The sequence below is a fragment of the Phenylobacterium sp. genome, from assembly GCF_016793285.1.
Lineage (GTDB): Bacteria > Pseudomonadota > Alphaproteobacteria > Caulobacterales > Caulobacteraceae > Phenylobacterium.
On the sequence record NZ_JAEUMO010000154.1, the window covers coordinates 15,959 to 41,541 of the forward strand.

Below are 25,583 nucleotides of genomic sequence, written 5' to 3' on the forward strand. Positions count from 1 at the left end.
CTACTCTCCGGTACGCTGCTCTTTGACGGCGGCTTCGTAGGCGGCCCGCGCGGCGCGGACGGACCCGCGGCTCGACACTTCGGGAACCGCCACGTCCCACCAGGCGCCGCCCGCCTCGGTGGAGATCATCGGATCGGTGTCGATGACGATGACGGTGGTGCGCTCGTTGTCGCGGGCGCGCGCCAGGGCGGCCTCCAGTTCGGCGATGCCGGCCACCTTCTCGGCCAGCGCCCCGAGGCTGGCGGCATGGGCGGCGAAGTCGATCTGGGGGAGCGTCTCGTGCGCCGCGTCGGCCAGCAGGTTGTTGAACGGCGCGCCGCCGGTCCCCTGCTGCAGCCGGTTGATGCAGCCGAACCCGCGGTTGTCGAGGACGGTGATGGTCAGCTTCTGGCCCAGCATCACCGACGTCGCGATCTCGGAGTTCAGCATCAGGTAGCTGCCGTCGCCGACCATCACATGCACGTCGCGCTCGGGCGCCGCCATCTTCACGCCCAGACCGCCGGCGATCTCGTAGCCCATGCACGAATAGCCGTACTCGACGTGGTAGCCGCCAGGTCGCGCCGTGCGCCACAGCTTGTGCAGTTCGCCCGGCAGGCCGCCGGCCGCGCACACGACGACGGCGTCGGGCCCCGTCGCGCGCTGCACGGCGCCGATGACCTGGGCGTCCGAGGGGAGGGCGGCGCCGGGAGATGCGGTCACCGCATCGGCCGCCGCGTTCCAGGCGATGACGGCGTCGCGGCCATGGGCGCGCCAGGCGTCCGGCGCGCGCCATCCGTTGAGGCGCGCCTCCAGCGCCTCCAGCACGACGTCCGCATCGCCTACGACGGTCGCAGCGCCGTGCTTGTGGGCGTCGAAGGCGCCGACGTTGATCTGGAACAGCCGCCGGTCCCTGGCGGCGAACAGGGCCCGCGAACCGGTCGTGAAGTCCTGGAGGCGCGTGCCGATGCCGACGACGACGTCGGCTTCCGCCGCCGCGCCGTTCGCGGCGCTGGAGCCGGTGACGCCGATCGAGCCCAGGTTCATCGGATGATCCCAGGCGAGCGCGCCCTTGCCGCCCTGCGTCTCGGCGACCGGCACGCCCAGCGTCTGGGCCAGACGCGCAAGTCGGCCCTCGGCGCCGGCGTAGAGCACGCCGCCGCCCGCGACGATCAGGGGCCGCTCCGCGGCCCGCAGCGCGGCGACGAGGTCGTCGAGCTCGCGTGCGTCCGGGCCCGAACGGCGCACGCGCCAGACGCGCCGCTCGAAGAAGGCCCTGGGCCAGTCGTAGGCCTCGGCCTGAACGTCCTGGCAGAACGCCAGCGTCACGGGCCCGCAGTCGGCCGGATCGGTCATCACCGCCATCGCGCGCGGCAGGGCCGCCAGCAGTTGTTCCGGCCGCGTGATGCGGTCGAAGTAGCGCGAGACCGGACGGAAGCAGTCGTTGGCGCTGACCGTGCCATCGGCGAAGTCCTCGACCTGCTGCAGCACCGGGTCGGGCCGACGGGACGCGTAGACGTCGCCCGGCAGGAACAGCACCGGCAGGCGGTTCACGTGCGCCAGCGCCGCGGCCGTCACCATGTTGGTCGCGCCCGGCCCGATCGAGGTCGTGCAGACCATCGCGCGGCGCCGCCGCATCTGCTTGGCGTAGGCGATGGCGGCATGCGCCATCGCCTGCTCGTTGTGCGCCCGCCAGGTCGGCAGGGTGTCGCGCAGCCCTTCCAGCGCCTCGCCCAGGCCGGCGACGTTGCCGTGGCCGAAGATGGCCCACACGCCCGCGAAGTACGGGACCTCGACGCCGTCGACCTCGATGAACTGGCGCGTCATCCAGCGGACGGTCGCCTGGGCGGCGGTGAGGCGCAGCGGGCTCATGCGGCGCGTCCCACCCCGGCGCGTGCGCGCCGCCAGGCGTCCCACAGGAACGACAGCGTCTCCGCGAGGCGACGCACCGCCACGGCGTCGTCGATCTCGCCCGCGAGCCAGGCGCGCGCAGGCTCGTGGAAGATCGTCCGCCCCACGGCGAAGCCCTTGACGACCGGAGCCTTCGCCGTGGCCTCGAAGGCCGCGACCAGCGTCTCCAGCGGCTGCGACAGGCCGAGCAGCACCACGCCGCGGCAATACGGATCCCTGCGGGCGATCACCGCCTCGATGTTGCGCCAGGCGGCCGGGTCGTCGAGCGGCTCCAGCTTCCACCAGTCGGGCTTCACGCCGAGGTCGTAGAACCGGTCGACGGCGCGGGCGATGGTCGCGGCGTCGCAGGCCATGCCGGGCGGCGCGATGATCTCCAGCAGGAGTTCGTGGCGGGTCTTGCGGCAGGCGTCGTACAGCCGCAGCACCTGACGCTCCTGGCGCTCGCGCAGGTCGGCCGGATCGTCGGGGTGGTAGAAGACCAGCACCTTGACCACCTGGTTCAGCGGCCAGGTCGCCAGTTCGGTCGCCACGTCGTCCGAGCATTCGAACTGGACCGGCCGGGAGCGAGGGACCTCGATACAGCGCCCGATCCAGTAGGGATGATCGGCCGCGGCCGCCAGGGCGTCGAAGCCGTAGCCGCCGTCGAGGAGGATGCCGAAGCGCCGGTCGCCGGCCGCCACCTGATGCAGCGCCTGCAGCGCCAGCATCTTGAACGCCGGCAGGCGGGCCGGATCCGCGCCGACTTCGACGGCCAGTTCCTCGAGCTGCACGCGGTGGTCGATGGCCAGGACGGCGAGTTCGTCATAGGTCCCCGCGCGCGTCGTGGCCCAGTGGACGTGCTCGAGTTCGGCGTCCTCGCGCAGGCGGAACGGGCGGTCGCGCTTCGTCAGGAACGCTTCCATCTCGGGCCAGGTCGGCATGGCGGGCGCGCAGCCGTGGCGCGAGACGACGATGGCGCCGGCGGCGTTGGCCAGTTCGCAGCAGCGCTCCAGCGGCAGGTCGCGCAACCAGCCGCGCAGGAAGCCGCTCATGAAGGCGTCCCCCGCGCCCAGGACATTGAACACCTCGACTTCGAAGCCCGGACCGACGACGCCGTCGTCCAGGCTGTCGGGGATCGCGCCGGGGAAGGCCGAACAGCCCTTGGGCCCGCGCTTGCAGACCAGGAGCGCGCCCGTCCGCTCGCGCACGGCTCTGAGCGCCGCGACGGTGTCGGTCGTGCCGCCGAGGATATGGATCTCCTCTTCCGTGCCGACCACGAGGTCGCACAGCGGCAGCACCTTCTGCAGGATCGCGGTGACCGCCTGATGGGCCACGAAGCGGTCCTCGCCCATGTCGCGGGACGTCAGCCCCCAGAGCACGGGCCGGTAGTCGATGTCGAAGACGACCTTGCCACCCGAGGCCTTGGCCAGTTCCGCCGCCTTCATCGAGGCTCCGAAGACGCCGGGTTGCGACAGGTGGGTGCCGTTGATCAGCACGGCGCGCGCGGCGCGCACCTGCGCCTCGTCCACGTCGTCCGTCGAGAGCGCCATGTCCGGGCAGTTCTCACGGTAGAAGATCAGCGGGAAGCTCTCGCGGTCGCGGATGCCCAGGATGACCAGCGCGGTCAGCCGGTCCGGGTCGGCGATGACTCCCGACACGTCGACCCCCTCGCGGACGAGCTGCTCGCGGATGAACCGGCCCATGTGGTCGGCGCCCACCCGCGTCAGCAGCGCACTCTTCAGGCCCAGGCGCGAGACGCCGATGGCGGTGTTGGTCGGACTGCCGCCCACGTACTTGGCGAACGACCCCATGTCCTCGAGCCGGCCGCCCACCTGCTCGCCGTAGAGATCGATGCTGGACCGGCCGATGGCGAGCAGATCGATCGACTTTTCCTCGGCCACCCGGTTCAACACGCCCTCCCCGTCGCGTTCATCGCGACGCGTCTTGGAACGTGTATTCCAATGACGGTCGGATTGCAATGTTCATTTCATGCCCGGAACGGATGTTTCAAGCCTTCCGCCGCCGGCCCTTTGCGTCTTCCCTGCGCGAGTTTTCGAAGGCGAAGCCGATCACCAGGGCCTGGGCGAGGCACATCGACGCCGAGAGCGAACGGAAGGCGCGGATCTCCGACTCGCGGACCTGCAGCGTCACGGTGGCGGGCTTGGCGATCGGGCTGACCAGGCTGTCGCTGATCGACAGCACCTTCGCGCCGCGCGCCGCCGCCGCCTCCACCGCGTGGACCGTCTCCTCGGCGTAGGGCTGGTAGCTCACGGCGAGCAGCAGGTCCCCGGGCCGGACCATCCCCACCTGCTGGCGCGCCAGGCCCGCGACGCCATCCACGAAGATCGTTCGCTTGCCGGCCTGCTGCAACGAATAGGCGAGGTAGGCGGCGATCGGGAACGCCCGGCGCACGCCCACGACGAACACGGCTTCCGCCGCCTCCACCAGCTTCACTGCGGTCGTGAGGTCGCTGTCGCTCACGGTCTGCGGCAGGTTCTGCAGCGCGATGGTGTTGCCTTCCACGAACTCGGAGAGCAACTCCGCGCCGCCCGACGCGGCGCTGTTGTCGACCGCGCGGCTGAAGTTGCGCACCCGCTCGGAGTAGCCGAGCGCCGCGTGCCCCGAGAGCAGGCCGTCGCGGAACAGGCGCTGCATCTGGCTCGCGCCATCGAACCCGAAGCTCTTGGCAAACCGCACGATGGCCGAGGGCTGCACCCCGCTGCGCTCAGCGATCACCGCCAGGGTCTCCAACGCGAGTTCGTTCGGCTCGTCGAGCACGTAGCGGGCGATCTGTTGCAGGCGCTTGGACAGCCCGTCGTAGCGTTCGAGAATCGCGGCGCGCAGCTCATCGGCCGTGGCGGGCGGGGTCTGCGCGTCGGACATGCTGCCTCGGATACGGATATTCCTAGTCTAGAATATCTGTTCCGCCCGGAACCGCAACGCGCTCGACATCGCGTTCCATTTCACTTGTGAACGGAAATTTTGTTCCATAGAACGGCGGCACGGAGGGCCCATGCACAGAATCGCCCAGATCGGCGCCGGACGGATGGGTTCCGTCCACCTCAGGAACGCCGCCGCCAACCCGAGCCTGGACCTCGCCTTCGTGGTCGACCCACGTCCCGACGTGGCCGAGGTGGCCGCGGGCGTGGGCGCCCGCCCGGCGCGCCTGGAGGATGTGCTCGCCGATCCGTCGGTGGAAGGCGTGATCGTCGCCAGTTCCACCGACGCCCACCTCGATCACGCGCTGGCGGCCCTCGACGCCGGCAAGGCGGTCTTCTGCGAGAAGCCGCTGGACCTGGACGCGCGCCGGCTGAGAGCGTTCGAAGGCGTGCTGGCCAAGCCGGCGGCTCCGCTGTTCGTCGCCTTCAACCGTCGCTTCGATCCCCACTTCCGCGCGCTCAAGGCCAGGCTGGACGGCGGCGAGATCGGCGACCTCGAGACCCTGCAGATCGTCAACCACGACCCGGCGGCCCCGCCCGCTCACTTCCTTCCGACCAGCGGCGGTCTCTTCAAGGACTTCACCATCCACGACTTCGACATGGCGGGCTGGCTGATGCCCGACGCGCCGAGCGAGATCTTCGCCTGGGCGAGTTGCCTCGTGGACCCCGCCATCGCCGCAGTGGGCGACGTCGACACCGCGCGCGTGATGCTGAAGGACGCCAGGGGGCGGCTCTGCGTGATCTCCAACACGCGCCGCTCGGGCTGCGGCTACGACCAGCGGATCGAGGCGTTCGGGTCCCGCGGCATGGCGGTGGCCGGCGACCTCGTGCAGGACACCGTGCAGGTCTGGCAGGACGACGGCGCCCGCGGCGCGGCCCTGCATCCCGGCTTCATGGCCCGCTACGCCGAGGCCTACGCCGCGGAGATGGCCCACTTCGCCGCCATCCTCGCCAGCCAGGCGACGCCCGAGACCGGATACGAGGCCAGTCTCAGGTCGCTCGAACTGGCCGAAGCCGCCGCCGAATCGGCCAAGACCGGCGCGCCGGTTCGTCTCTAGGAGTTCCGATGCACAAGATCGCTCTCATCGGCGCCGGCCGCATCGGCCGCATCCACGGCGCCAACGTCGTCGCTCATCCGGGCCTGACGCTCAGCCACATCGTCGATCCGTTCGCGGAGAACGCCCAGGCGGCCGCCCGCGACCTCGGCGGCGCCGTCGCCGACCTCGACGCCGTGATGGCCGATCCCTCCGTCGCCGGCGTCATCGTGGCCAGTTCCACCGACACGCACCTGGACTACAGCGTCCGCGCGCACCAGGCCGGCAAGGCGGTGTTCTGCGAGAAGCCCATCGACATGGACCTCGCGCGCGCCCGTGCGGCCGCCGACAGCCTGAAGGGCGCGCGGATGTTCCTGGGCTTCAACCGCCGCTTCGACCCCAACTTCCGGGCGCTCAAGGCGGCGCTGGACGCCGGTCGCGTCGGAGGGCTGGAGAGCCTGCAGATCACCTCCAACGACCCCGCCCCCCCGCCTGTGGCCTACGTGAAGGTCTCGGGGGGGCTGTTCAAGGACATGGCGATCCACGACTTCGACATGGCCCGCTGGATCCTGGGCGAGGAACCCGTCGAGGTGTTCGCCTGGGGGAGTTGCCTGGTCGATCCGGCCATCGGCGAGGCCGGCGACATCGACACCGCCCGGTGCGTCCTGAAGACCGCGTCGGGCCGGCTCTGCGTCATCGCCAACAGCCGCCGTTCCGGCTTCGGCTACGACCAGCGCCTGGAGGCCTACGGCGCGGCCGGCATGATCCGCGCCGACAACGTCACCGAGAGCACGGTCCAGGTCTGGACCGAACAGGGGTCGCAGGCCGACCGGTTCCAGAACTTCTTCCTCGACCGCTACGCCGCCGCCTACCGCGCCGAGATGGCCCACTTCGCCGACATCCTGGACGGCAAGGCGGCGCCCGAGATCGGCTACGCCGACGGCGTGGCGGCGCTCGCCCTGGCCGAGGCGGCCGCGCAGTCGCTGCGCTCGGGCAAGCCCGTCCGGCTCTGATCGCCCAGGAAAACGGCCACGTCCCGCCAGGGACGTGGCCAACAGTCGGTCGGGGAAGGAAGGCCCCGCGCCCCGGGTTGCTCAGGGCGCGGGGTGGTCCAGCTTGCGCTGGACGATGGCCCGGAACCGGGCAAGCGGGCACGGGTCCGAGGCCAAGGTCGTGCAGCCGGGAAGGGGCAGGTAGTCGTGCGCCGGCGGCGCCTCGAGCGTGAGCGGCGTCAGGTTGCGGAGTTGGTCCATCGTCTGCGCCTGGTAGAAGGCCCTGACGAACCGATGGCCCCTGGCGTCGCGGAGGAGTTCGAAGCCCAGCGCCCCGCCGGGCGGCGGATCGTCGGGCGCGTAGTCGCCGGCCTGCCAGTGCAGGTCCAGCATCCCGCCCAGTTGGGCGATGTTGGTGTCGTGGCCCACGAGCAGGGTGAGCTTGCCGGTTCCGGGTTCGCGCGTCATGGCCTGCAGGATACGGCGCGCGATCGGCGCCGCGGCCCGCTCGGCGACGTAGGGCGTCCGGGCTTCCCACTGGAACTTCGTCGCGTGGAACCCGAGCAACTGGGTCAGGTCGGCCTTGGTCGCCCGGCCCCAGCCCACCTCGGACATCGGCTTGCCCTCGACGTAGGAGAGCATGAGCGTGCTGCCCGCCGTGGAGGCCGTCCCCAGCGCGCCGGTCAGGTCGGGCCCGTCGTGCGGACTCGACTCGAACTGCGATGGGATGTCGGCGAGGTTGCAGCCCGGCGCGGCGCACTCGGCGGGCTTGCCCAGGATGCGCTGCAGCAGTGCGAAGTCCTCGGCATGGCCGGCCTGCACCGCCGCCAGCCCGCCCGCCGGCAGGCGCGCCTGCGTGGCCGCCAGCGCTCGCGCGCCGTCGATCGTCGCGCCGGAGTCCAGGGGGTGGAACACCGGGTCGTTGTTCTCGTCGACCGGATGGTCGACCTTGACGCCACAGCCCGGGAACATCGCCTCGGCGTAGTTTTTCGCGGTGTCGATCGAGCGGCTCTTGCCGCTGGCCCAGACCGCGATGTCGCCGCGCCGGGGACAGCCCTGGGCCGCCAGCATGCCGCGCGCGGCGAACGCCTGGCGGTCGTAAGCGCCCATCAGCCGGGCGCCGGCCGCGCCATGCGGCGTGAGTTCGCCGAACGGCGTGGACCACGCCGGCCAGGCCTCGGCGGCCCAGCCCGGCGGGGTCACCTTGGCGCTGGTCGGCGGACGCACGCTGTGGCGCATCAGCATGACCACGCGCTCCAGCTTGAGCGCCGCCGGCGCCGGCTCAGCGGCAGCGGCGGCGGCGGGCGTGGCGATCGCCGCCGCGCACGCCAGCATCAGGGCCCTCGCGCGCATCCTAGTAGGTCAGCGTCAGGCCCAGCCGCATCGAGCGGCCGTACTTCTCCGCTTCGCGGAAGCGGTCGGAAGTGCGGAAGAAATAGTAGTCCTTGGCGTCGGTGAGGTTGTTGCCTTCCACGAACACCTCGACGTTGCGGTTGAACCGGTACGCCGCCCGCGCATCGAAGGTCGACAGCGCGCCGAAGTAGCCGTCGGACCGCCCGGTCGGGTCGGCGACGTTCAGGCCGCCGTCCGTGTCGAGGTAGGACGAGTGGTAGGTGTAGGCCAGTCGCGCCGAGACACCGTACTTCTCGTAGTAGAGCTGAACGCTGGCGATCTTGTCCGCCTGGCCGATCAGCGGCGTCTTCACGGTCCGGCCGGGCACCTTGAGCTTGCCGTCGGTCAGGGTGAGGTTCGCGTTGACGCCGAAGCCGTCCAGCGGCGACGGCAGGAAGGTGAGCGGCTTCTGGAAGGCGAGTTCGAGGCCGGTCAGCTCGGCCGAGTCGCCGTTGCCGAACGAGTTGACGATGGCGTTCGTGAGCGCCACGCCGCCGAAGGTCCCCGTCTGGCCGGTCATGGTGGTGGCGAAGACCGGATCGTCGATCTTCTTGTGGAACAGGGCCACCGAAACGCCGCCCTCGCTCTCGAAATAGTATTCCAGCGAGATGTCGAAGTTCAGCGACTTCTGCGGCTTCAGGTTCGGATTGCCCTGCGAGACCGTGTTCGAGCCGGTGTCGACCGTGACGGTCGGAGCCAGGTTCACGAACCCGGGCCGGCCGATGGCGGTGGTGATCGCCGCGCGGCCCAGCAGGTGGTCGCTGAACTCGTACTTGGCGTTCACGCCCGGGAAGAAGTCCGTGTAGCTGTAGTGACCGAAGGAATCGAAGGTGCTGGTGAGCGTCGTCACGCCGGCGCGGTAGATGATCGCAGCGGTGTCGCCCTCGGTCCGCTCCATGCGCACGCCGGGGATGATGGTCAGCGGCCCGCGGACGATGCCGGCCATGATGTAGGCCGCGGTGACCTTCTCCTTGACCTTGTAGTCAGACGTCTTGGACTGCGAGACCTGGTCGGCCGCGTTGACCGTGAACTGCGTCGGATTGCCGAACACGAAGGCCTGGGCCGAATCGATGCTCGTGGTCGGGCCGAAGGTGAAGCGGTTGTCGAAGATCACGCCGGCGTCGCGGTCGAGGTCCGAGGCCAGGGTGCGCGTGCCCGCGGTGGCCGCGACGGCGGTGAAGGTGCGCCCGGTCTGGTCCTGGAAGCGGTCGCGCTTCAGGTACTTGGCGCCCACCTTCAGGTAGCTGCCTTCGCCCAGCGCCTCGACCGGCAGCTTGTAGTCGATGCGGACCTGGTCGAGATCCTCGCCGGCTCTGCGCGATACCTGCTTGTAGTTATTAAGGCGATAATTCCCTGCATTGAGGGCCGCGGCGTTCGCCGTGAAGGTGTCGAGCAGCCGGTCGCCGGTCGTGAAGGTGGCGCCCAGCCCCGTGGAGGCCGCCGCGCGGTACTCCACCTCGTCGCGGATCGGATCCTTCTTGTTCGATTCCGCGTGGGTGGCCTCGATCTTCAGTTCGCCGGGCCCGACGTTGAACTCGCCGCCGACGTTGATCGTGGTGGTGTCGGTGATCTCCTGGCGCTTGCGCAGCAGCCGCCGCGCGGTCGTGGAGTTGATCGTGCCGCCCGAGGCGCTCAGCGCGGAGTAGCCGGGCGGCAGGGTCGTCGTGTCGGCCGCGTTGTTGTCGGCCGGGAAGAAGAAGCGGAAGCGGTTGCGGAGCTCGCGGTCGGCGAACTGCGAATACAGCAGGCGCGCGTAGAGCTTCACGTCGTCGGTGGGCCGGTAGTCGAAGTTGGCGACCGCGCCTTTGCGGGTGCGGATGGCGGGATCGTAGATCCGCATGTCCATCTCCGCCGGCAGGTCGATGCCGTTCACGAGCTGGCGGCTCGTGGAGAGGATGTCCTCCGAGTACGAGGGCCGGCGCGAGTAGTTGCCCGCCAGCACGGCCCCGAACTGCCTGTCGGCGCCGAACAGCCCGCCGATCGAGGCGTCGCCTTCCTTCGCGTTGCGGTTGGTGTCGTCGTAGATGCCGTAGACGCCGCGCGCGCTGCCGAAGAAGCGGCCCTTGTCGAAGGCCGACAGCGTGTTGATGTCCACCTGCCCGGCGATCGCGTTGGCGTCGAGGTCGGGGGTCAGCGACTTCACCACGGTGACCGAGCCGATCAGCGCCGAGGGGATGTCGTCCAGCTTGACGTTCCGGTTCTCGGGTTCCGGCGCGGAGGCGGTCTGATTGTTGATGGTGACGTTGGCGAGGTTCGGCTCGATGCCGCGGATGATGAGATAGCGGCCTTCGCCCTTGTCGGTCGCGACCGACACGCCCGTCAGGCGGCGGACGGCCTCGGCCACGTTCTGGTCGGGCAGCTTGCCGACATCGTTCGCCGACACCACCTCGACCTGGCTGTCGGCGGCGCGCTTGGCTTCCAGCGACGCCTTGTCCGAAGCCCGCTGGCCGGTGACGACGACCTCGTCCACCTGGTCCGACGCCGCCTGCGCGAGCGCTGGGCCCGCGCCCAGACACACCGCCATCGCCAGTGCGCTTGCGCCTGCGAGGCAGCCGTTGCGCAGCGCCATTCCCCGATCGTTCATCGTCGCCTCCCCTGGCCGACGCCCTGCCCGCACGACATCCGCGAGTCTTTCAAGCGTCAGCCCGGAAACGATACGAACAAAAATTCCAAGTTTCAAGCGAAATGGAATTTCTCTTGCACGTATGGAATGGCCGACTAGTTTTGCGCTGACGCTCGACAGACAAATCGCGAGCGCGCCAATCGCATGGGGAGATGACACGCCGATGACGCCCGCCCGCTTCCGGACCCTCCCGGCGCTCGCCGCCGCCCTGGCCCTCGGCGGCGCGGCCCGCGCGGCCGAGGTCGCGCCCACGCACGATCTGCCGTTCCCCGTGGGGACGCCGGCGGTCATGCCGACACTCGAGACCGTTCCGGTCGCGCGCGCCGAGGACGCGGCCGACGATCCGGCGATCTGGGTGAACCCCAGGGACCCGGCGCTCAGCGCGGTGATCGGCACCGACAAGAAGGGCGGGCTCTACGTCTACGACCTCGCCGGCAAGCCGCTGCAGTTCCTGCCCAACGGCCGCATGAACAACGTCGACCTGCGCGCCGGCTTCAAGCTGGGCGGCCGCGACGTCGTGCTCGTGACCGCCAGCGACCGGACCAACAAGGCGATCGCGATCCTGGCGCTCGATCCCGACAGCCGCCAGCTCACCGACGTCGCCGACGGCGTCCAGGAGTCGGACCTGTCGGACCCCTATGGCCTCTGCATGTATCGCGACCGCAGGAGCGGCCAGACCTATGTGTTCGCGAACGATCCGACGGGCCTGGTGCGCCAGTGGCGACTGGTCGCCACGCCGGCCGGCAAGGTCCGCGCCGAAGTGGTCCGCTCGTTCGCGCTGAACAGCCAGGTGGAGGGCTGCGTCGCCGACGACGACAACGGCGCGCTCTACATCGGCGAGGAGGACGTGGGGCTCTGGCGCTTCGCCGCCGCGTCGAAGGCGGGCGACAAGCGCCGCCTCGTCGCCGCCATCCGGGACAATCCGAAGTGGAAGGACGACTTCGAGGGCGTCGGCCTCTGGGCCGGCAAAGGCGGCCGCGGCTACCTGGTCGTCTCCAGCCAGGGCAACAACACCTACGCGGTGTTCGAGCGTCAGGGCCGCAACCGCTACCGCGGTTCGTTCGCCATCGCGCCCGACCCGGCCAAGGGCATCGACGGCGTCTCCGAGACCGACGGCCTCGACGTCGTGAGCGCGCCCCTGCCCGGTTTCCCGCGCGGCCTGCTCGTCACCCAGGACGGCTACAACGTCAGTCCGTCGGAAAACCAGAACTTCAAGTTCGTCTCCTGGGCCGACGTCGCCGCCCAGCTCAAGCTCGACTGAAGAAGATCGCGCCGGCGTGAAAGGCCGCTCCGGAACCCCCGCTCACGGCGCCGCCTTGGGCGGGGGCGCCCGGCCGGGCCGAGTTCCCCCACACACCGTCACGGCCGCTCTAGTTGGGCGTCTTGAGCAGCTCGCCCAGCGGGATGGCACGGCCGTCCTTCACGACCGTGTCGACCTTGAAGAGGTCGGCCACGTCGGCGAGGGGATCCCCGTCCACGATCACCAGGTCCGCGAGCTTGCCGACTTCCACGCTGCCGAGATCCTTGTCCACGCCGGTGATCCTGGCCGAGTCGATCGTCGCGGACTGCAGGGCCTTGTAGGGGCCGAACGCCTCCGCAAAGTGGATCGCCTCCATCACCACCGAGAAGCCGGTCTGCACCGTGCCGCCGTCCGTGCCCGTGCCGATGAGCACGCCGGCCTTGGACATGGCGGCGAGCGACGCCTGTTCGCCGCGGGTCTGCTGCTCGTCACGTCCCCCGTAGGCTCGGCGCAGGAAGGTCATCATGTCCGCGTGCGCCGACTGGTACTTGGGTGCGAACGCCCGGAACTGCGGCGAAGTCAGGATGCCGGGATGGCGATCCATCTGCGTCAGGTACGAGGGCCCCGGCGCGCGCCCGGCCGCCGTCGGGCTGATGTACATGCCCGAGTGCGCGAGCAGTTGGACCACGTCGTCATAGGAGCGCCGACGGATTGAAGCGCGATCCGAGAACTCCATACGGTCCCGCGTGCCGAGGTGCTCGATCGCGTCGACCCCGTAGGTCGCGGCCGGATAGAGCTCGTGGGACGCCACCATCAGTCCGTGGCCGTGGGCGAAGTCCACGATGCGCTTCTGCACCTCGTGATCCATCGTCTCGTATGTCTTGATAAAGTCGTAGTCGAGATCGATCGCCCGCTTCAGTTCGCGGTTGAGGTGGCTCTCCGAGTCGATCGCCGAGTTCATCCAGTAGTAGAGGCGCGGCCCCTCCAGGATGTTGGAGAAGAACTGGCGTGGACCGAGCCGCTGGCCGCTCATCCAGGCCTCGCGCCGCTCCAGCGCCTCGTAGGGTTCGGCGCCGGGCTCGCGCACCGAGGTCACGCCGAACGACAGCCAGATGCGGCCGACCTTCTCGCCGTCGCTGACGAACTGGTGGATGTGCGTCTGGAACAGGCCCGGCACGACCGTCTTGCCCCGGGCGTCGATGACGTCGGCGCCGGGCCACGCGGCGCGACGCGGCGCGATCTCGACGATGCGGTTGTCGTCGATGACGATGTCGACGTCCTTCAGGTAGTCGGGGGACACGGCCGTGAAGACACGGCCCGCCTGGATCACGGTGCGGCCCCGCTGAGCGGGCCGGGTCCAGTTCATCCGGAAGGGGATGTCCTCCACCGCCCGGTCGGCGACGCGCACGCGGCGGAACCGATTGTTGTCGAGGTACACCAGCGAGCGGGAGTCGCCCGTCCAACTGGGATAGGAGGCGTAGTCGTCCGTCAGGCGGACGGGCGGCTTGAGGAACCTGCCGTCGGCATCCGCCTCGCCGGACCAGAGGCGGCCCTCATGCACGTAGGCGATCTGCTTGCCGTCCGGCGACCAGATCGGCCCGAACTGGCTGCGGGTCGAAACCGAGCCGTCCGTCTGCGGCGACGAGAAGACGCCCTTCCCGGTCGCCAGGTCGATCGTGAAGAACGCATTGCCGCCCTTGCGGAAGCGCGCCGACCAGGTCCTCAGGGCCAGCACCGAGATCTTCTTCCCGTCGGCCGTCCACGACGGCGGAGACGGCAGGAACAGCGCGTCGTGCGCCTTGCGCATCGCGCCCGTCTCGACATCGACGACATACAGCGTGGCCGCATGCCAGTCGTCCGCATCGCGCATGAAGACCGCGATCGAGCGGCCGTCGGGCGACCAGCTCGGCTGCATCAGATCGTCCTCGGTCGTGGTCAGCCGCCGCTCGGCGCCGTCAGCCATGTTCCGGACGATCAGGTCCATGGCGCCGGTTCCGCGGCGGTCGGAGACGTATGCCAGCCGCTTGCCGTCGGGCGACCACGCCGGGTCCACGTCGAGGAAGGGGTCCCTGGTGAGTTGCGTCGGCTCGGGGTCGCCGACCTTCAACAGCCACAGATCGCCCAGGGCGGTGAAGGCGATGCGGCCCCCGTCCGGCGACACCATCGGCCGCATCACGCCCAGCAGCGGACGCGGCCCCGTGGAGTTGAAGTCGAAGACCTTCTTCCGGAACTCGGGGCGGGACATCACGTCGAAATGCGCCTGAAACGGGATGCGGCCAGCCTCCCCGCTCGCCGGCGTCCACGTGCGCAGGCCGCCATCGGCCGCATAGAGGATGCGCTCGCCGAGCCAGGCCGCGCCGGTCGGGAAGATGTCCTCGTCGCCGCGTCGCGTGGCGACCACCTTGCCGGTCGAGGCGTCGACGACATCGATGCGCGTGTCGCCGCGCTCGGGGTTGTAGACGTTGACCGAGATCCGCGCCCCGTCCGCACTCCACAGGGGCCTGCCGAGTTGCTCGGCCGACGCGAGCAGCTCGCGGCTCCCGGCGTCGTCCAGCACCATGAGGCTGACTTTGCGACCCTCGGCCCGGATATAGGCGATCCGCCGGCCGTCCGCGGAGACGCTGGGGTAGTAGTCGTCGGCCGGGCCCGTGGTGAGCGGCCGGGCGGGGCCCCCGTCCACGGACAGCTCCCAAAGGTCGAGGCTGCGCGTGCGGTCGGAACTGAACACCAGCGTGCGCCCGTCGGGTCGCCAGGCGGGCTCGCGATCATCGACCCGACCGGTGGTCAGTTGCCGGAGCGCGGAGCCGTCGCGGCCGGCGACGGCCACCCGCCAATTGCCCTGAGCATAGTACTGGAAGGCGATCCGGCGGCCGTCGGGCGACCAGACGGGAAACCGCGCCTCGCGCATCAGCGGGGTGATGGGCCGGGCGCGCCCGCCCGCCGCCGGCAACGTCCAGATGCGCCCCTGCAGGTCCATCGCGAGCGTCTTGCCGTCGGGCGACGGGGCCGCAGCGAACATGGTGCCTTCGCTGACGTCGAACCCCACGGTCTTCGCGGCCGCCGCGGCCGCCAGCGAGGCCGCGGCCGCAAAGGCGGCGAGGAAGTGTGCCAGAGCCGTCGGCCTCATTCAGTGCGCTCCCAAGTTGGCGCCTGCCGCAAGCTCGTCGAAGCGGTAGGGCCTGCCATCCTTCATCACCAGGTCGACGTTCAGCACATCGAGCACGTCGGCGAGCGGATCGCCGTCGACGACGACCAGGTCCGCGAGTTTTCCGGGCTCCAGGCTTCCCAGCCGGTCCTCGACACGGTTCAGCCGCGCCGAATCGAGGGTCGCGGCGCGCAGCGCCTCCCCCGGGGTGAACCCCTGATCGACGTAGTAGCGCAGCTCTGCCACGATCCCGAAACCCAGGTTGAAGAACGATGTGTCGGTTCCAGGGGGCAGCGCGACGCCGGCCGCCTTGAGACGCCCGATCGGGTTGTCCGCCGCGGCGCCCGCGCTCGGATCGTTGAGGCCTTCGCCCGCGATGGCGGACCTGAGATACCGCGAGGCCCGCACCCGCTGCGGAAGCAGGCGCAGTTGCTTCAGGTCTGCGAACGCCTTGCCGTCGCGCCTGAGATAGAACGCGCCGACGGCGGGGTTGCCGCCGACCGCCGTGGGGACGACCGCGACGCCGGAGGCGACGTAGAGCTGCAGGACGTCGTCGTAGAGGCGCGCGGTGAGCGAGAGCCGGTCGCCGGCGATGATCCGGTCACCGCTGACCAGGTGCTCGATGGCGTCCACGCCGAAGGTCGCCGCCGGGTAGAGGTCGTGGGAGGTCACCGGGATTCCCCGCCGGTGCGCCCACTCGACGACATGCTGGAGGTCAGCGCTGTCGAGGCGCTCGTAGGTCTTGATGAAGTCGTAGTCCAGGCGCGCAGCCCGCTCGAGCTCGAGGTCGAGCACGGCGCGGGAGGTCACGGGCAACGACATCGGGTAGTACAGCCGCGGGCCTTCGATGAGGCCCGTCGTGAACAGGCGCGGTCCGGCGCGACGACCGCTGGCCCAGGCCTCCCTCGTCTCGACGGCTTCGCTCGGATCGGCGCCGGGCTCGCGGATGGAGGTGATCCCGAACGACAGGGCGATGCGGCCCGTCTGCTCGCCGTTCACGATGAAGTTGTGGATGTGGTTCTCGAACATCCCCGGCATCACCGTCCGCTTCGTCGCGTCGATGATCCGCGCATCCGGCCAGGAGGCCCGTCGGGGAACGACCTCGGTGATGACGTTTCCATCGATCACGATATCGACGCTCGTGCGGTAGCTGAGGGTCTTGCCGTCGAACAGGCGCCCCGCCTGCACCACCGTCCGTCCCGTGGGACGGACGGGCGACCAGTCGAGCCTGAGAGGGATGTCTTCGACGCGGCCATCGGCGACATGCACCCGCTTCAGCCGGTCGGTGGCCAGGAAGACGATGGTCTGCGAGTCGCCCGTCCAGCTCGGTTCGTCTGCGAGTTCGCGGGTGAGCCGCCGCGGCTTGCCGAACGCGCCGCCAGGACCCACGGGCGCGGTCCACAACACCCCGTCCTGCACGAAGGCGAGGCGACGACCGTCGGGCGAGAGCATTGCGCCCGCCTTCGCGCGGATGCCGAGGGTGCGGCCCGGGGTCGGGGTCGTGAACCGCGGCGGCCCGCCATCGACCGGGATGGTCAGGATCTCGTTGAGGCCGTGCCGGAAGCGCTGCGACTTGGGCTCGAGCGAGACGTAGCTCACCGCGTCGCCGCCCCTCGACCAGCTCGCGACGCTCGGCTTGAAGAGCCAGTCGTGGATCTTGCGCAGCTCGCGCGTCTCCAGGTCCAGAACGTGCGGAATGTTGGCGTGCCAGTCGCTGGAATCCAGGACCGTGAGCGCGATCCGCCGTCCGTCCGGCGAGAACACCGGGGCGCTGACGCTCTCCGAGGTGTCGGTGAGGCGCTCCTCGCGACCGGTCCGCATGTCGCGCAGGTAGAGGTCCATGGTCCCGGCGCCGCGGCGGTCGGACGTGTAGGCGAGCTTCGATCCGTCCGGAGACCAGGCCGGCTCGATGTCCACGAAGGGGTCGTCTGTGAGGCGAACGGGCTTCGGGTCGCCGATTGTCAGCAGCCAGAGGTCGCCGAGCGCCGTGAACGCGATGCGCTTCCCGTCGGGCGAGACGACCGGCCGCAGGATGCCCTTCGCCGGCTCCGGACCGGACGCCGCCAGACCCGGCGTATGGCGGCGGTAGTCGCCCGCCGGCCGGACCCGGAACTCGGCCGTCATCGGTATGGTCGCGACACCCGATGTACTGCGGCGCCTGATCCCTCCGTCGGCGGTGTAGAGCACGTCGCCCGCGCCCCAGGCGGCGCGGCCGATGAAGACGTCTTCGCCCGGCGCGGAAACCGCGGTGACGGCGTTCGTCGCGAGGTCGACCCTTTGCAGGGCCGCACGGCTCGCACGCCCGACGCGTCCCGGCATGTAGACGACCGCCGCGACGGACTTGCCGTCCGCGGTCCACGACGGCAGCGCAATCTCATCGGCGGTGCTGAGGATCGTGCGGGTGGCGCCGCCCGCCGCCATGACGCGCAGTTCCTGCCCCTTCGCCGTGTCGGCGACGAAGGCGATCGACCCGTCCGCCGGCGACTGCACGGGCTGGCTCTCGTCCACCTCGCCCGTCGTGACCTGGACCGGCTCGCGGTCGTTCAGGCCGGTGCGCCAGACGTCGAAGTTGCCCGCTCGGTCGGACGAGAAGAGGATCGTGCGGCCGTCCGTCGACCAGGTCGGCTCGCGGTCGTCGGCCGACCCTGCGGTGATCTGGCGAAGGCCGGTCCCGTCCGGGCGCACGACGTAGATGTGCCAGTAGCCGCCCTGGTAGCCCTGGAAGGCGATCCGCTTGCCGTCCGGAGACCAGGCGGGCAGGCGTGCTTCGCCGGTGAACCCCGGAATGACGACCGCCGCGCCGCCGGTGGCGGGCAGCAGCCTCAGTTCGCCCTGGAGGTCGAGGACGATGGAGCGGCCATCGGGCGAAGGCGCCGCCGCGAAGTTGGTGCCTTCCATGACGGTGACCCTGCGGGTCCCGGCCGCGTCGGCGGTGGCCGCCCAACCCGCGAGAAGCACGGCGAGAAACGCAACCTTCGCCCGGACCATACGCATCTCCCCCCGCCCCGCGGGCTCCACGCCTAGTAGCGCACGCTCAGGGTCACACCGTAGGTGCGCGGCGGCGCATAGAGAGCGTAGCCGTCGCCGGTGACGTCGGAGATCGTCGTGATCTTCAGCTCGTTCGACAGGTTCTTGCCCCAGATTTCGACGCTGTAGGGCTTGCCCGCCGGCGTGAGCGTGAGACCCGCGTCCCAGTTCTCCTGGCTCGGGATGACCTCGGACGGCAGGTTGTTGATCGAGCTGAAGAAGTCGGACTGGTGCGAATAGTCGACCCGGCCCGTCACCGTCACGGGGCCGAGATCCCGCGTGAGGCTGGCGCCCAGGAAGAGCTTGTTCTTCGGCGCGCGCGGGATCTCCTTGCCGGCGAGGTTCAGCGTGCCGCTCACCAGGCTTTTGATCTTCCCGTCGGTGTAGGTGTAGTTGCCGTAGATGTTGAGGCCCGGCAGGGGCACCGCCGTCCACTCGAGCTCCAGGCCCTTGATCGTGGACTTGCCCGCGTTGCCGCTCACGCCGGTCGGCGGCAGGCCGGGCGTGACGGTGGTGATCACCGTCACCTGCAGGTCGGTGTAATCCATGTAGAAGGCCGTCGCGTTCAGGCGAAGGCGCCGGTCGAACCACTCGGTGCGCGCGCCGAACTCGTAGTTCCAGACGTACTCCGGATTGAACGGCCGCAGCGCCGACTGCAGATCGTTGTCCGTGTCGTTGAAGCCGCCGCTCTTGAAGCCGCGCGAGATGGTCGCGTAGACGAACGCGTCGTCGGTGACCTGGTAGTTCACGGACGCGGTCGGGGTCCAGGCGTCCCACTTGGCGCGGCCTGGCGCGGTGTAGCCCGGAATGGTGACGCCCGCGTTCCGGAAGCGCGAGAAGTTCGCGCCGGAGCCGACGGTGACGTGGTCCTTCTCGTCCTGGCTCCAGCGGATGCCGGCCTGCACCTTCAGGCGATCGGTGACCTCGTAGATCCCGTTCAGGAACACCGCATAGGCCTTCGTCTCGTTCGTCGAGGCGAAGTTGAAGCGGCCGTCGAGCGGATTGGCCCCGAAGTTGTAGAAGCGATAGTCCGTCAGCCGGTTATGGAAGACGTCGTCCTGGTAGTAGTAGAGGCCGGCGACGTAGCTGAAGTTCTCGCCGATGTTCGAGGCGAGGCGGAACTCCTGGGTGAACTGCTCCGTGCTTTCGTCGTCCTGCTGGATGAAGAGGGTGTGGTGGAACACCCGCCGGTTCGCGACATCGCTCAGCGGCGCGACCAGGAGCCCGGTGGTGTTGGCGCGGTTGTGGTTCTGGGCGTTCCGGTAGGCCGAGATCGAGGTCAGGGTCCCGAGCGGCGAATCCCAGGTCGCGTTCAGGCTCGCGCCCGCGTTGTCGATGTCCGCGTAGCCGTCCTCGGCATGGCCGCGGCCGCGGCGCGGATCGGGATTGGACTTGCCCACCGAGGCCGGGCCTTCCACGGCGAGGTCCCACCACGGTCCCGTGCCGCGGCGCTGCGACCCGTCGAGGTTCAACTGGATGTCCAGGTCGTCGTTGGGCCGGAAGCGGATCGCGGCGCGGCCGGCGATCACACGCTCGTCTTCGATGTCGCGCCCGGTGGTGGTGTTGAAAGCGTAGCCGTCGTGGGACCTGGCGACCAGCGCGATCTTGGCCGAGGTGGTGTCCGAGAGCGGCCCGCTGACCGCGGCGCTCACCGCGCGCAGATCGTAGTTGCCGGCGGTGACCTTGCCGTCGAAGCGGTAGCTGTCGCCGGGGCGCCGCGTGAAGAAGGAGACGGCGCCGCCCACCACGTTGCGGCCGAAGAGCGTGCCCTGCGGCCCGCGCAGCACCTCGACGCGGTCGAGGTCCACGAACTCCGTCGAGGTCATGGCCGGGCGGCCCATGTAGACGTCGTCCACGAAGAGGCCCACGGCGCTGTCGATGCCGCCCGACCGGTTCGTGTTGCCGATGCCCCGGATGAAGTACCGCGGCTGGCCCGGCGCGAATTCGTCGAACGTCAGGCTCGGGATCCGTGTGCGCAGGTCCAGGAAATTCTCGATCTTGGACTTCTCGACGAAGTCGCCGGTCAGGCCGGTGACGGCCAGCGGCACCTGCTGCAGGTTCTGGCTGGTCTTCTGGGCCGTGACGATCACTTCCTCGACCGCCGCGGACGCCGATTCGTCAGCCGCGAACGCCGGCGCGCCGACGCCGAGCGACAACAGGACGACCGACGAGACCGTGCTCAACTGAAGCGCTTTCATTTTTCTTCCCCTCCGTCCCGGCTTGCGCAGGAACTGCATGACTTCCCCCGGCCGCCGATCCGGCCAGTCATCGGCGCGCCACGATCTGTCGAAGCGGCGCTCTCGCTTTGGTTGAACTCCGTCCATGGCCTTCCACCGACTGGACGAACTCACGCGAGACCTTCCGGAGCCGGGCCCATTACGGATTTCCATTGCGACGGTGCCATCGCGCCGGCCATAAACTCAATTCACTTCGCTTATCGCCAATATTCCAAAACCTAATGCGACGAAGCAGGTTGAAGGCGGGCCGGCGGCCGGGATTCCGGGAGGCCGTCCGCGCGGACCCGGGCGCCTAGATCGCGGGCCGGGCCGGGTCCGGCATGGCCAGCAGAACGGTGGCGTTGCGGGACGTGCGGTTCTGGACGCAGCGGGCTTCGCCGGCGGCGATCCGGCAGGAATCCCAGGCGCGCAGTTCGACCTCCGAATCGCCGTTCGAGATCACCACCTCGCCGTCCAGAACGACGTAGACCTTCTCGACCGGAGACGCGTCGAGCCCGGTCGTTCCTCCCGGCAGGAGGTGGCAGAGGTTCAGGATCAGCCCGTCGCTTGGCCCGACCTCGCGCCCCTGGAGCCGCAGGCAGCGCATGTCCACGTGGCCCGGCGGATGATAGGCCGGCGCATCTGCCAGGCGGACTACATGCATGGTTGCAGCACCACCCGATCCGGCCCGCCCTGCAGCACCAGCCGGTAGGCCTCGGTCGCGCGGCCGATGGGATAGCGCGAGGTCTCGGGAACCTCGAACGGTCGAAGCGCGCCCGTTGCGAAGCCCGGTGTCAGGGCGTCGAGGATCTTCGCCGAGGCCGCACCGTCGAGCGCGAGCGTGTCGATCCCCACGTAGGTGTGCCGCGCCCGATAGAACGCGAGGATGTCGAAGGGGACGTTCCGGTCCAGCGTGGCGATGAGGATCGCGCGGCCGCCGTGCGCGAGCGCGGCGTTGCCTGCCGCGAAGTACGGGCTGCCGACCGTGTTGAAGACCACATCGACGCCGCGCCCCCCGGTCAGGCGCCGCACGTCCTCGCCCAGATCGCCGCGCAGGCCGTCGAGCATCTCGACCGGCGCCGAAGCGTGCCCGCGGTAGCCGCCCTCCCCTCGGGCGACGCCGATGACGCGGGCGCCGAGCATGCTGGCGATCTGGCAGGCGGCCTGCCCCACGCGACCGTTCGCGCCCATGACCAGGACGACCTCCTGCGCCGCGGGCATGCCGGCGCGGCGAAAGCCTTCGTAGGCGGTGACGAAGGGCACGCCGATGGAGCCCGCCTCCTCGAAGGTCAGCGCGGGCGGCATCTCGCGGACGAAACTGCGATCGACGAGCAGGTAGGCCGCATGGCTGCCGTCGCGGGTGATGCCCACGTCGCCGCCTGTGCCCCAGACCGCCTTGCCGACCAGGTCCGGCGGGCCGGCGGCGACGACCCCTGCCCAGTCGCGACCGGGCGTTCGAGGCCACACAGCATGGGGCATCATGCCGAGGGCGGCCTTCACGTCCGACGGATTCACCGCGGCCGCCCGAACCTCCACCGCGACCTGGTCGTCCCGGACCTCGGGCATCGTCATGGGCTCGACCGGCAGATCGAGCGCCTCCAGGCTGGGCGACTTCTCGGTGATCCTGATCCTGACCATCGCGCGTCCTTCCTCAGGCCAGGCCCAGGAGGCGGCGAGCCTCCGCCGGCCGCGCCGGCTCCGCGCCCAGGCTTGCGAGGATCTCGCGCGCCCGCGCCACGAGCGCCGCGTTCGAGGGCGCGAGCACGCCCTTCGAGATGAAGATGTTGTCCTCCAGCCCCACGCGGACGTGCCCGCCCAGCAGCCAGGACTGAGCCACCATCGGAAACTCGGCGCGGCCGATCCCGAAGCCGGTCCAGACGGCACCGGCCGGGAGCTTGTCGCGGGCGTACATCATGGTCTCGGGCGACGGATCCCAGCCGTAGTTCACGCCCAGGACGAAGGAGAACAGGCCCGGCCCCTCGAGTTCGCCCGCCGCCATCAACGCCCGCGCAAGATGCAGGTCGCCGGTGTCGAACAGCTCCAGTTCGGGCTTCACGCCCGCGGCCCGGATCTCGCGCGCCATGACGGTGACGTTGCGCGGCGTGTTGATCACCACCTCGCGCCCGGAGTTCATGGTGTTGAGGTCGAGCGTGCAGATCTCGGGCCTGAGCCTGGCGATATGGGAGACCCGCACCTCCGGTCGCACCAGGGTCGTGCCGGGCCCGGCCACCTTCGGATCGTCCTCTCCGGGAACGAAGCGGCCGCCCGGGCCCGTCGTGATGTTGAGGATCAACTGCGGGTTCCGCGCGCGGATCAGTTCCACGGTCTCGCGGTAGTATTCGAACGCCATCGAGGGCCGCCCCGTTTCGGGATCGCGCACGTGAAGATGGACGACCGACGCCCCCTCCTCCGCCGCCAGCAGGGAGGCCTCCGCGATCTCCTCTGGTGTCACCGGCAGGTCCGGGTGCTGCTCTCGCGTCGTGATGTTGCCGGTGACGGCGCAAGTGATGACGACCTTGGGATGCATGTCTTCTGTCCGGCTAGAGGTGGCGGCCGCCATCGACCTGGATGACGCTGCCGGTCGAGAAGCGGAGCTGCGTCGCGCAGGCCAGCACCGCATCGGCGACGTCCTCGGGAGTCGCGAGACGCCTGAGCGGCGTGGAGGCCGCGATCTTTTCGGACGCCGCCTGGTCGCGACCCGGTACGAAGGCCGTGTCCACCGCGCCGGGCGAGACGTTCAGCACGCGGATGTCCGGAGCCAGCGCCCGGGCAAGGGCCGCGCCCATGGTGTCCATGCCCGCCTTGGCCGCACAGTAGGCGACGTTCGAGCCGACCGCCGTGGATGCGGCGATCGAGGAGATGTTCACGACCAGGCCGTCGCCGTGCGCCCGCAGTGCGGCCTCGAAGGCGCGGATCGCGGCGAACGGGGCCCGCACGTTGTGGATCAGGAGCAGGTCGATCGTGGCGTCGTCGAGCGCGGCCAGGTCGCGATGAGCCACCGCGGCGGTCACGCCCGCACTGTTGACCAGGATGTCGGTCCGGCCGAGGTCCGCAGCGACGGCGCGCGCGACCTGCTCGACCTGCGCGCTGTCGGCGATGTCGGCGACGTAGGCGCGATGCCCCTCGCCGGGCAGGCTCTCCACGACCTGGCGGGCGCGGGCCAGGTCATGCCCGGCCGACACGGCCACGGTGGCGCCGGCGCCGGCCAGTGCGCGCGCCGACGCCGCGCCGATTCCGCCCGAGCCGCCGAAGACGACGGCGACCTTCCCCGCGAGGGGGCCATGCATTGCGGACGACATCGGGCTCACGGAATCGGAGGGGTGGGGACGCGGGACTCGCCTTCTTCCAGGACGAAGTCGTAGGCGAGGCGGAAACCCTCGGGGCCGGACGCCAGTCGGCCCACGAGCGAGCGCACGACGCTGAAGGTGACATCGGTTTCGAGGTGCTCCCCATCGTCCGCGAACACCTGGGTCACGAGAGTCCGGTAGCCGGGCGCCGTGACCATGAAGTGGATGTGGGCCGGACGATACGGATGCCGCCGCTGCGCGCGCAGCAGGTCGCCGACCGGACCGTCCGTGGGTACGGGGTAGCCGGCAGGCCGCACCGTTCGGAGGGCGAAGCGGCCATCCCCGTCGGCCGTGAACACGCCGCGCAGGTTCATCGTCGGCTGGCCCTCGTCCTGGTTCTCGTAGAGCCCGACGGGCGACGCCTGCCAGACGTCGACCTTGGCCCCGGCGATCGGCCTGCCAGCTCGGTCGCGCACCTGGCCGGACACCGTGAGCGGCTCTCCCGGCGTGTTGTCGCGCGCGATGCAGTCGCCGGACGCGCAAGCCGGCGCATTGAGCCGCCAGAACGGGCCCAGGAGCGCCGTCGCCGTGACGTCGTCGCCCAGCGGATTGTTGAGCAGATCGACCAGCGTCGAGACGCCGAGGACGTCGGCGGCGAGCACCACCTCGTTCGTGGTTTCGCCGGTCGCATGCCCGAGCGCGATCAGGAAGCCCAGGCCGCGCTCGAACTCGGCGTCCGTCGGCCGCACCTCGCGGACGAAGGCGTGGGCGTGGCGAACGAAGGCGGACATCACTTCGCGGAGCCGTGGATCAGGCGTCGCCTGCATGGCCTGTTCGACGGCCAGGGTGAGGTCCGACTGGTGCTCGACGATCATGCGGAAACCTCCGGGGCGCGCTGCGAACGCAGGGCCAGGAAAAGGACGGTGCTCACGAGGGCCGGCGATGCGACCGCGGCGAAGATGCCCTGCACGGCGAGGCCCGACGCCAGCAGCGCCCCGCCGGCGACAGGGCCGATGACGGAGCCGATGCGCCCCACGGCGAGGGCCGACCCCAGACCCGTCGAACGAACCGACGTGGGATAGAGGCTGGCCGTGAACGCGCACAGCGCGGTCTGGGCGCCGACCGAGCAGAAGCCCGCGCCGATCACCGCGAGGGTCAGCAGCCACGGCTGGTCGGCCACCATCCCGATCGCGAATATGCACGCGGCGCCGACGCCGTAGGCGCCGCCCAGCACGGTCACCGGATTGTACCGGTCGACGAACCGACCGAGGATGACGCCGCCCACGGCCCCGCCGAGGTTCAGGGCGACCGAGGCGCTGATCGCGCCCTCGATCGTGAGCCCGCGCTGCTTCAGGAGCAGCGGCAGCCAGCTCAGCAGGAAGTAGATGACCAGCAGGCTGAGGAAGAAGATCGGCCAGAGCGTGAGCGTGCGGGCCGCCCGCCCCCCGCGAAAGAGCTCGATCAGCGGAAGCCGCTCCACCTTCGCCTCCTCCGCCGTGAAGCGTGTTCCGGCGTCCAGATCGCGTCCCGTGATGCGCCGCATCGTCGCGATGAGCGCAGCCTGACGGTTCGGCCGTTGAACCAGGAAACGCGGCGACTCCGGCAGCAGGATCAGCAGCAAGAGGGTCAGCACGACCGGCGCGATACCCCCCAGGAAGAAGACCGACGGCCAGCCGTGCGTCGGGAGCATCAGGATGCTGAGATACCCCCCCACCACGGCGCCCAGCGGAAAGCCCGCGAAGACCAGGGCGATCAGCGTCGCCTGGTGTCTTCGCGGCGCGAACTCCGAGGTCATCGCCATCACGTTGGGAATGGCGCCGCC

General features: G+C 70.1%; 17 protein-coding genes. 3 read left to right on the forward strand and 14 right to left on the reverse strand.

What is annotated here, in order from left to right:
• The 3 genes from iolD to JNL41_RS14260 all read right to left on the reverse strand — a co-directional run bounded on the left by iolD (window position 1) and on the right by JNL41_RS14260 (window position 4,749).
• Window positions 1-1,848 carry a 3D-(3,5/4)-trihydroxycyclohexane-1,2-dione acylhydrolase (decyclizing) gene (gene iolD, locus JNL41_RS14250; protein WP_293475993.1) on the reverse strand — a complete coding sequence of 616 codons (1,848 nt, stop codon included), beginning with the start codon at window positions 1,846-1,848 and terminating at the stop codon, window positions 1-3.
• Complete coding sequence (gene iolC / locus JNL41_RS14255; protein WP_293476027.1) at window positions 1,845-3,767, reverse strand: 5-dehydro-2-deoxygluconokinase; 1,923 nt, start codon at window positions 3,765-3,767, stop codon at window positions 1,845-1,847. Before iolC ends, iolD begins: the two co-directional genes overlap by 4 nt.
• Before the next feature lie 106 nt (window positions 3,768-3,873).
• Entirely contained in the window at window positions 3,874-4,749 is an 876-nt protein-coding gene (locus JNL41_RS14260; protein WP_293475995.1) for a MurR/RpiR family transcriptional regulator, read from the reverse strand.
• 130 nt (window positions 4,750-4,879) lie between these two features.
• Between JNL41_RS14260 and JNL41_RS14265 the strand changes: the two genes are divergently transcribed.
• Window positions 4,880-5,863, forward strand: coding sequence for a Gfo/Idh/MocA family oxidoreductase (locus tag JNL41_RS14265; protein ID WP_293475997.1), 984 nt, complete (start codon window positions 4,880-4,882; stop codon window positions 5,861-5,863).
• A gap of 8 nt (window positions 5,864-5,871) precedes the next feature.
• Window positions 5,872-6,852: an inositol 2-dehydrogenase gene (gene iolG / locus JNL41_RS14270; RefSeq protein ID WP_293475999.1), complete on the forward strand. Its 981-nt coding sequence runs from the start codon at window positions 5,872-5,874 to the stop codon at window positions 6,850-6,852.
• An 81-nt stretch (window positions 6,853-6,933) separates the two neighbouring features.
• Here the strand turns inward: iolG and JNL41_RS14275 are convergent, their stop codons facing one another.
• Window positions 6,934-8,184 (reverse strand): histidine-type phosphatase, encoded by a 1,251-nt coding sequence (locus tag JNL41_RS14275; protein WP_293476001.1) that lies wholly within the window; start codon window positions 8,182-8,184, stop codon window positions 6,934-6,936.
• Window position 8,185: 1 nt separating this feature from the next.
• On the reverse strand, window positions 8,186-10,807 hold the full coding sequence (locus JNL41_RS14280) for a TonB-dependent receptor (RefSeq protein WP_293476003.1): 2,622 nt from the start codon (window positions 10,805-10,807) through the stop codon (window positions 8,186-8,188).
• 202 nt (window positions 10,808-11,009) lie between these two features.
• Here JNL41_RS14280 and JNL41_RS14285 point away from each other — a divergent pair, with 202 nt between their 5' ends.
• Entirely contained in the window at window positions 11,010-12,107 is a 1,098-nt protein-coding gene (locus tag JNL41_RS14285; RefSeq protein ID WP_293476005.1) for a phytase, read from the forward strand.
• A gap of 109 nt (window positions 12,108-12,216) precedes the next feature.
• On the opposite strand, the gene JNL41_RS14290 is transcribed toward JNL41_RS14285, so the two are convergent.
• The 9 genes from JNL41_RS14290 to JNL41_RS14330 form a co-directional block, all read right to left on the reverse strand.
• Window positions 12,217-15,213, reverse strand: coding sequence for an amidohydrolase family protein (locus JNL41_RS14290; RefSeq protein ID WP_293476007.1), 2,997 nt, complete (start codon window positions 15,211-15,213; stop codon window positions 12,217-12,219).
• On the reverse strand, window positions 15,214-18,219 hold the full coding sequence (locus JNL41_RS14295) for an LpqB family beta-propeller domain-containing protein (RefSeq protein ID WP_293476009.1): 3,006 nt from the start codon (window positions 18,217-18,219) through the stop codon (window positions 15,214-15,216).
• 32 nt (window positions 18,220-18,251) lie between these two features.
• Window positions 18,252-20,456: a TonB-dependent receptor gene (locus JNL41_RS14300; protein WP_293476011.1), complete on the reverse strand. Its 2,205-nt coding sequence runs from the start codon at window positions 20,454-20,456 to the stop codon at window positions 18,252-18,254.
• 331 nt (window positions 20,457-20,787) lie between these two features.
• Window positions 20,788-21,138, reverse strand: coding sequence for a cupin domain-containing protein (locus JNL41_RS14305; protein ID WP_293476013.1), 351 nt, complete (start codon window positions 21,136-21,138; stop codon window positions 20,788-20,790).
• Entirely contained in the window at window positions 21,129-22,112 is a 984-nt protein-coding gene (locus JNL41_RS14310) for a zinc-binding alcohol dehydrogenase family protein (RefSeq protein ID WP_293476015.1), read from the reverse strand. Before JNL41_RS14310 ends, JNL41_RS14305 begins: the two co-directional genes overlap by 10 nt.
• Before the next feature lie 13 nt (window positions 22,113-22,125).
• Complete coding sequence (locus JNL41_RS14315; protein ID WP_293476017.1) at window positions 22,126-23,001, reverse strand: 3-keto-5-aminohexanoate cleavage protein; 876 nt, start codon at window positions 22,999-23,001, stop codon at window positions 22,126-22,128.
• A gap of 13 nt (window positions 23,002-23,014) precedes the next feature.
• Window positions 23,015-23,773 (reverse strand): SDR family oxidoreductase, encoded by a 759-nt coding sequence (locus tag JNL41_RS14320; protein ID WP_293476019.1) that lies wholly within the window; start codon window positions 23,771-23,773, stop codon window positions 23,015-23,017.
• A 5-nt stretch (window positions 23,774-23,778) separates the two neighbouring features.
• Entirely contained in the window at window positions 23,779-24,636 is an 858-nt protein-coding gene (locus JNL41_RS14325) for a dioxygenase (RefSeq protein WP_293476021.1), read from the reverse strand.
• Window positions 24,633-25,583 (reverse strand): MFS transporter (locus JNL41_RS14330; protein WP_293476023.1); only part of this gene is annotated, 951 nt, incomplete at its 5' end. The genes JNL41_RS14330 and JNL41_RS14325, both read right to left, overlap by 4 nt.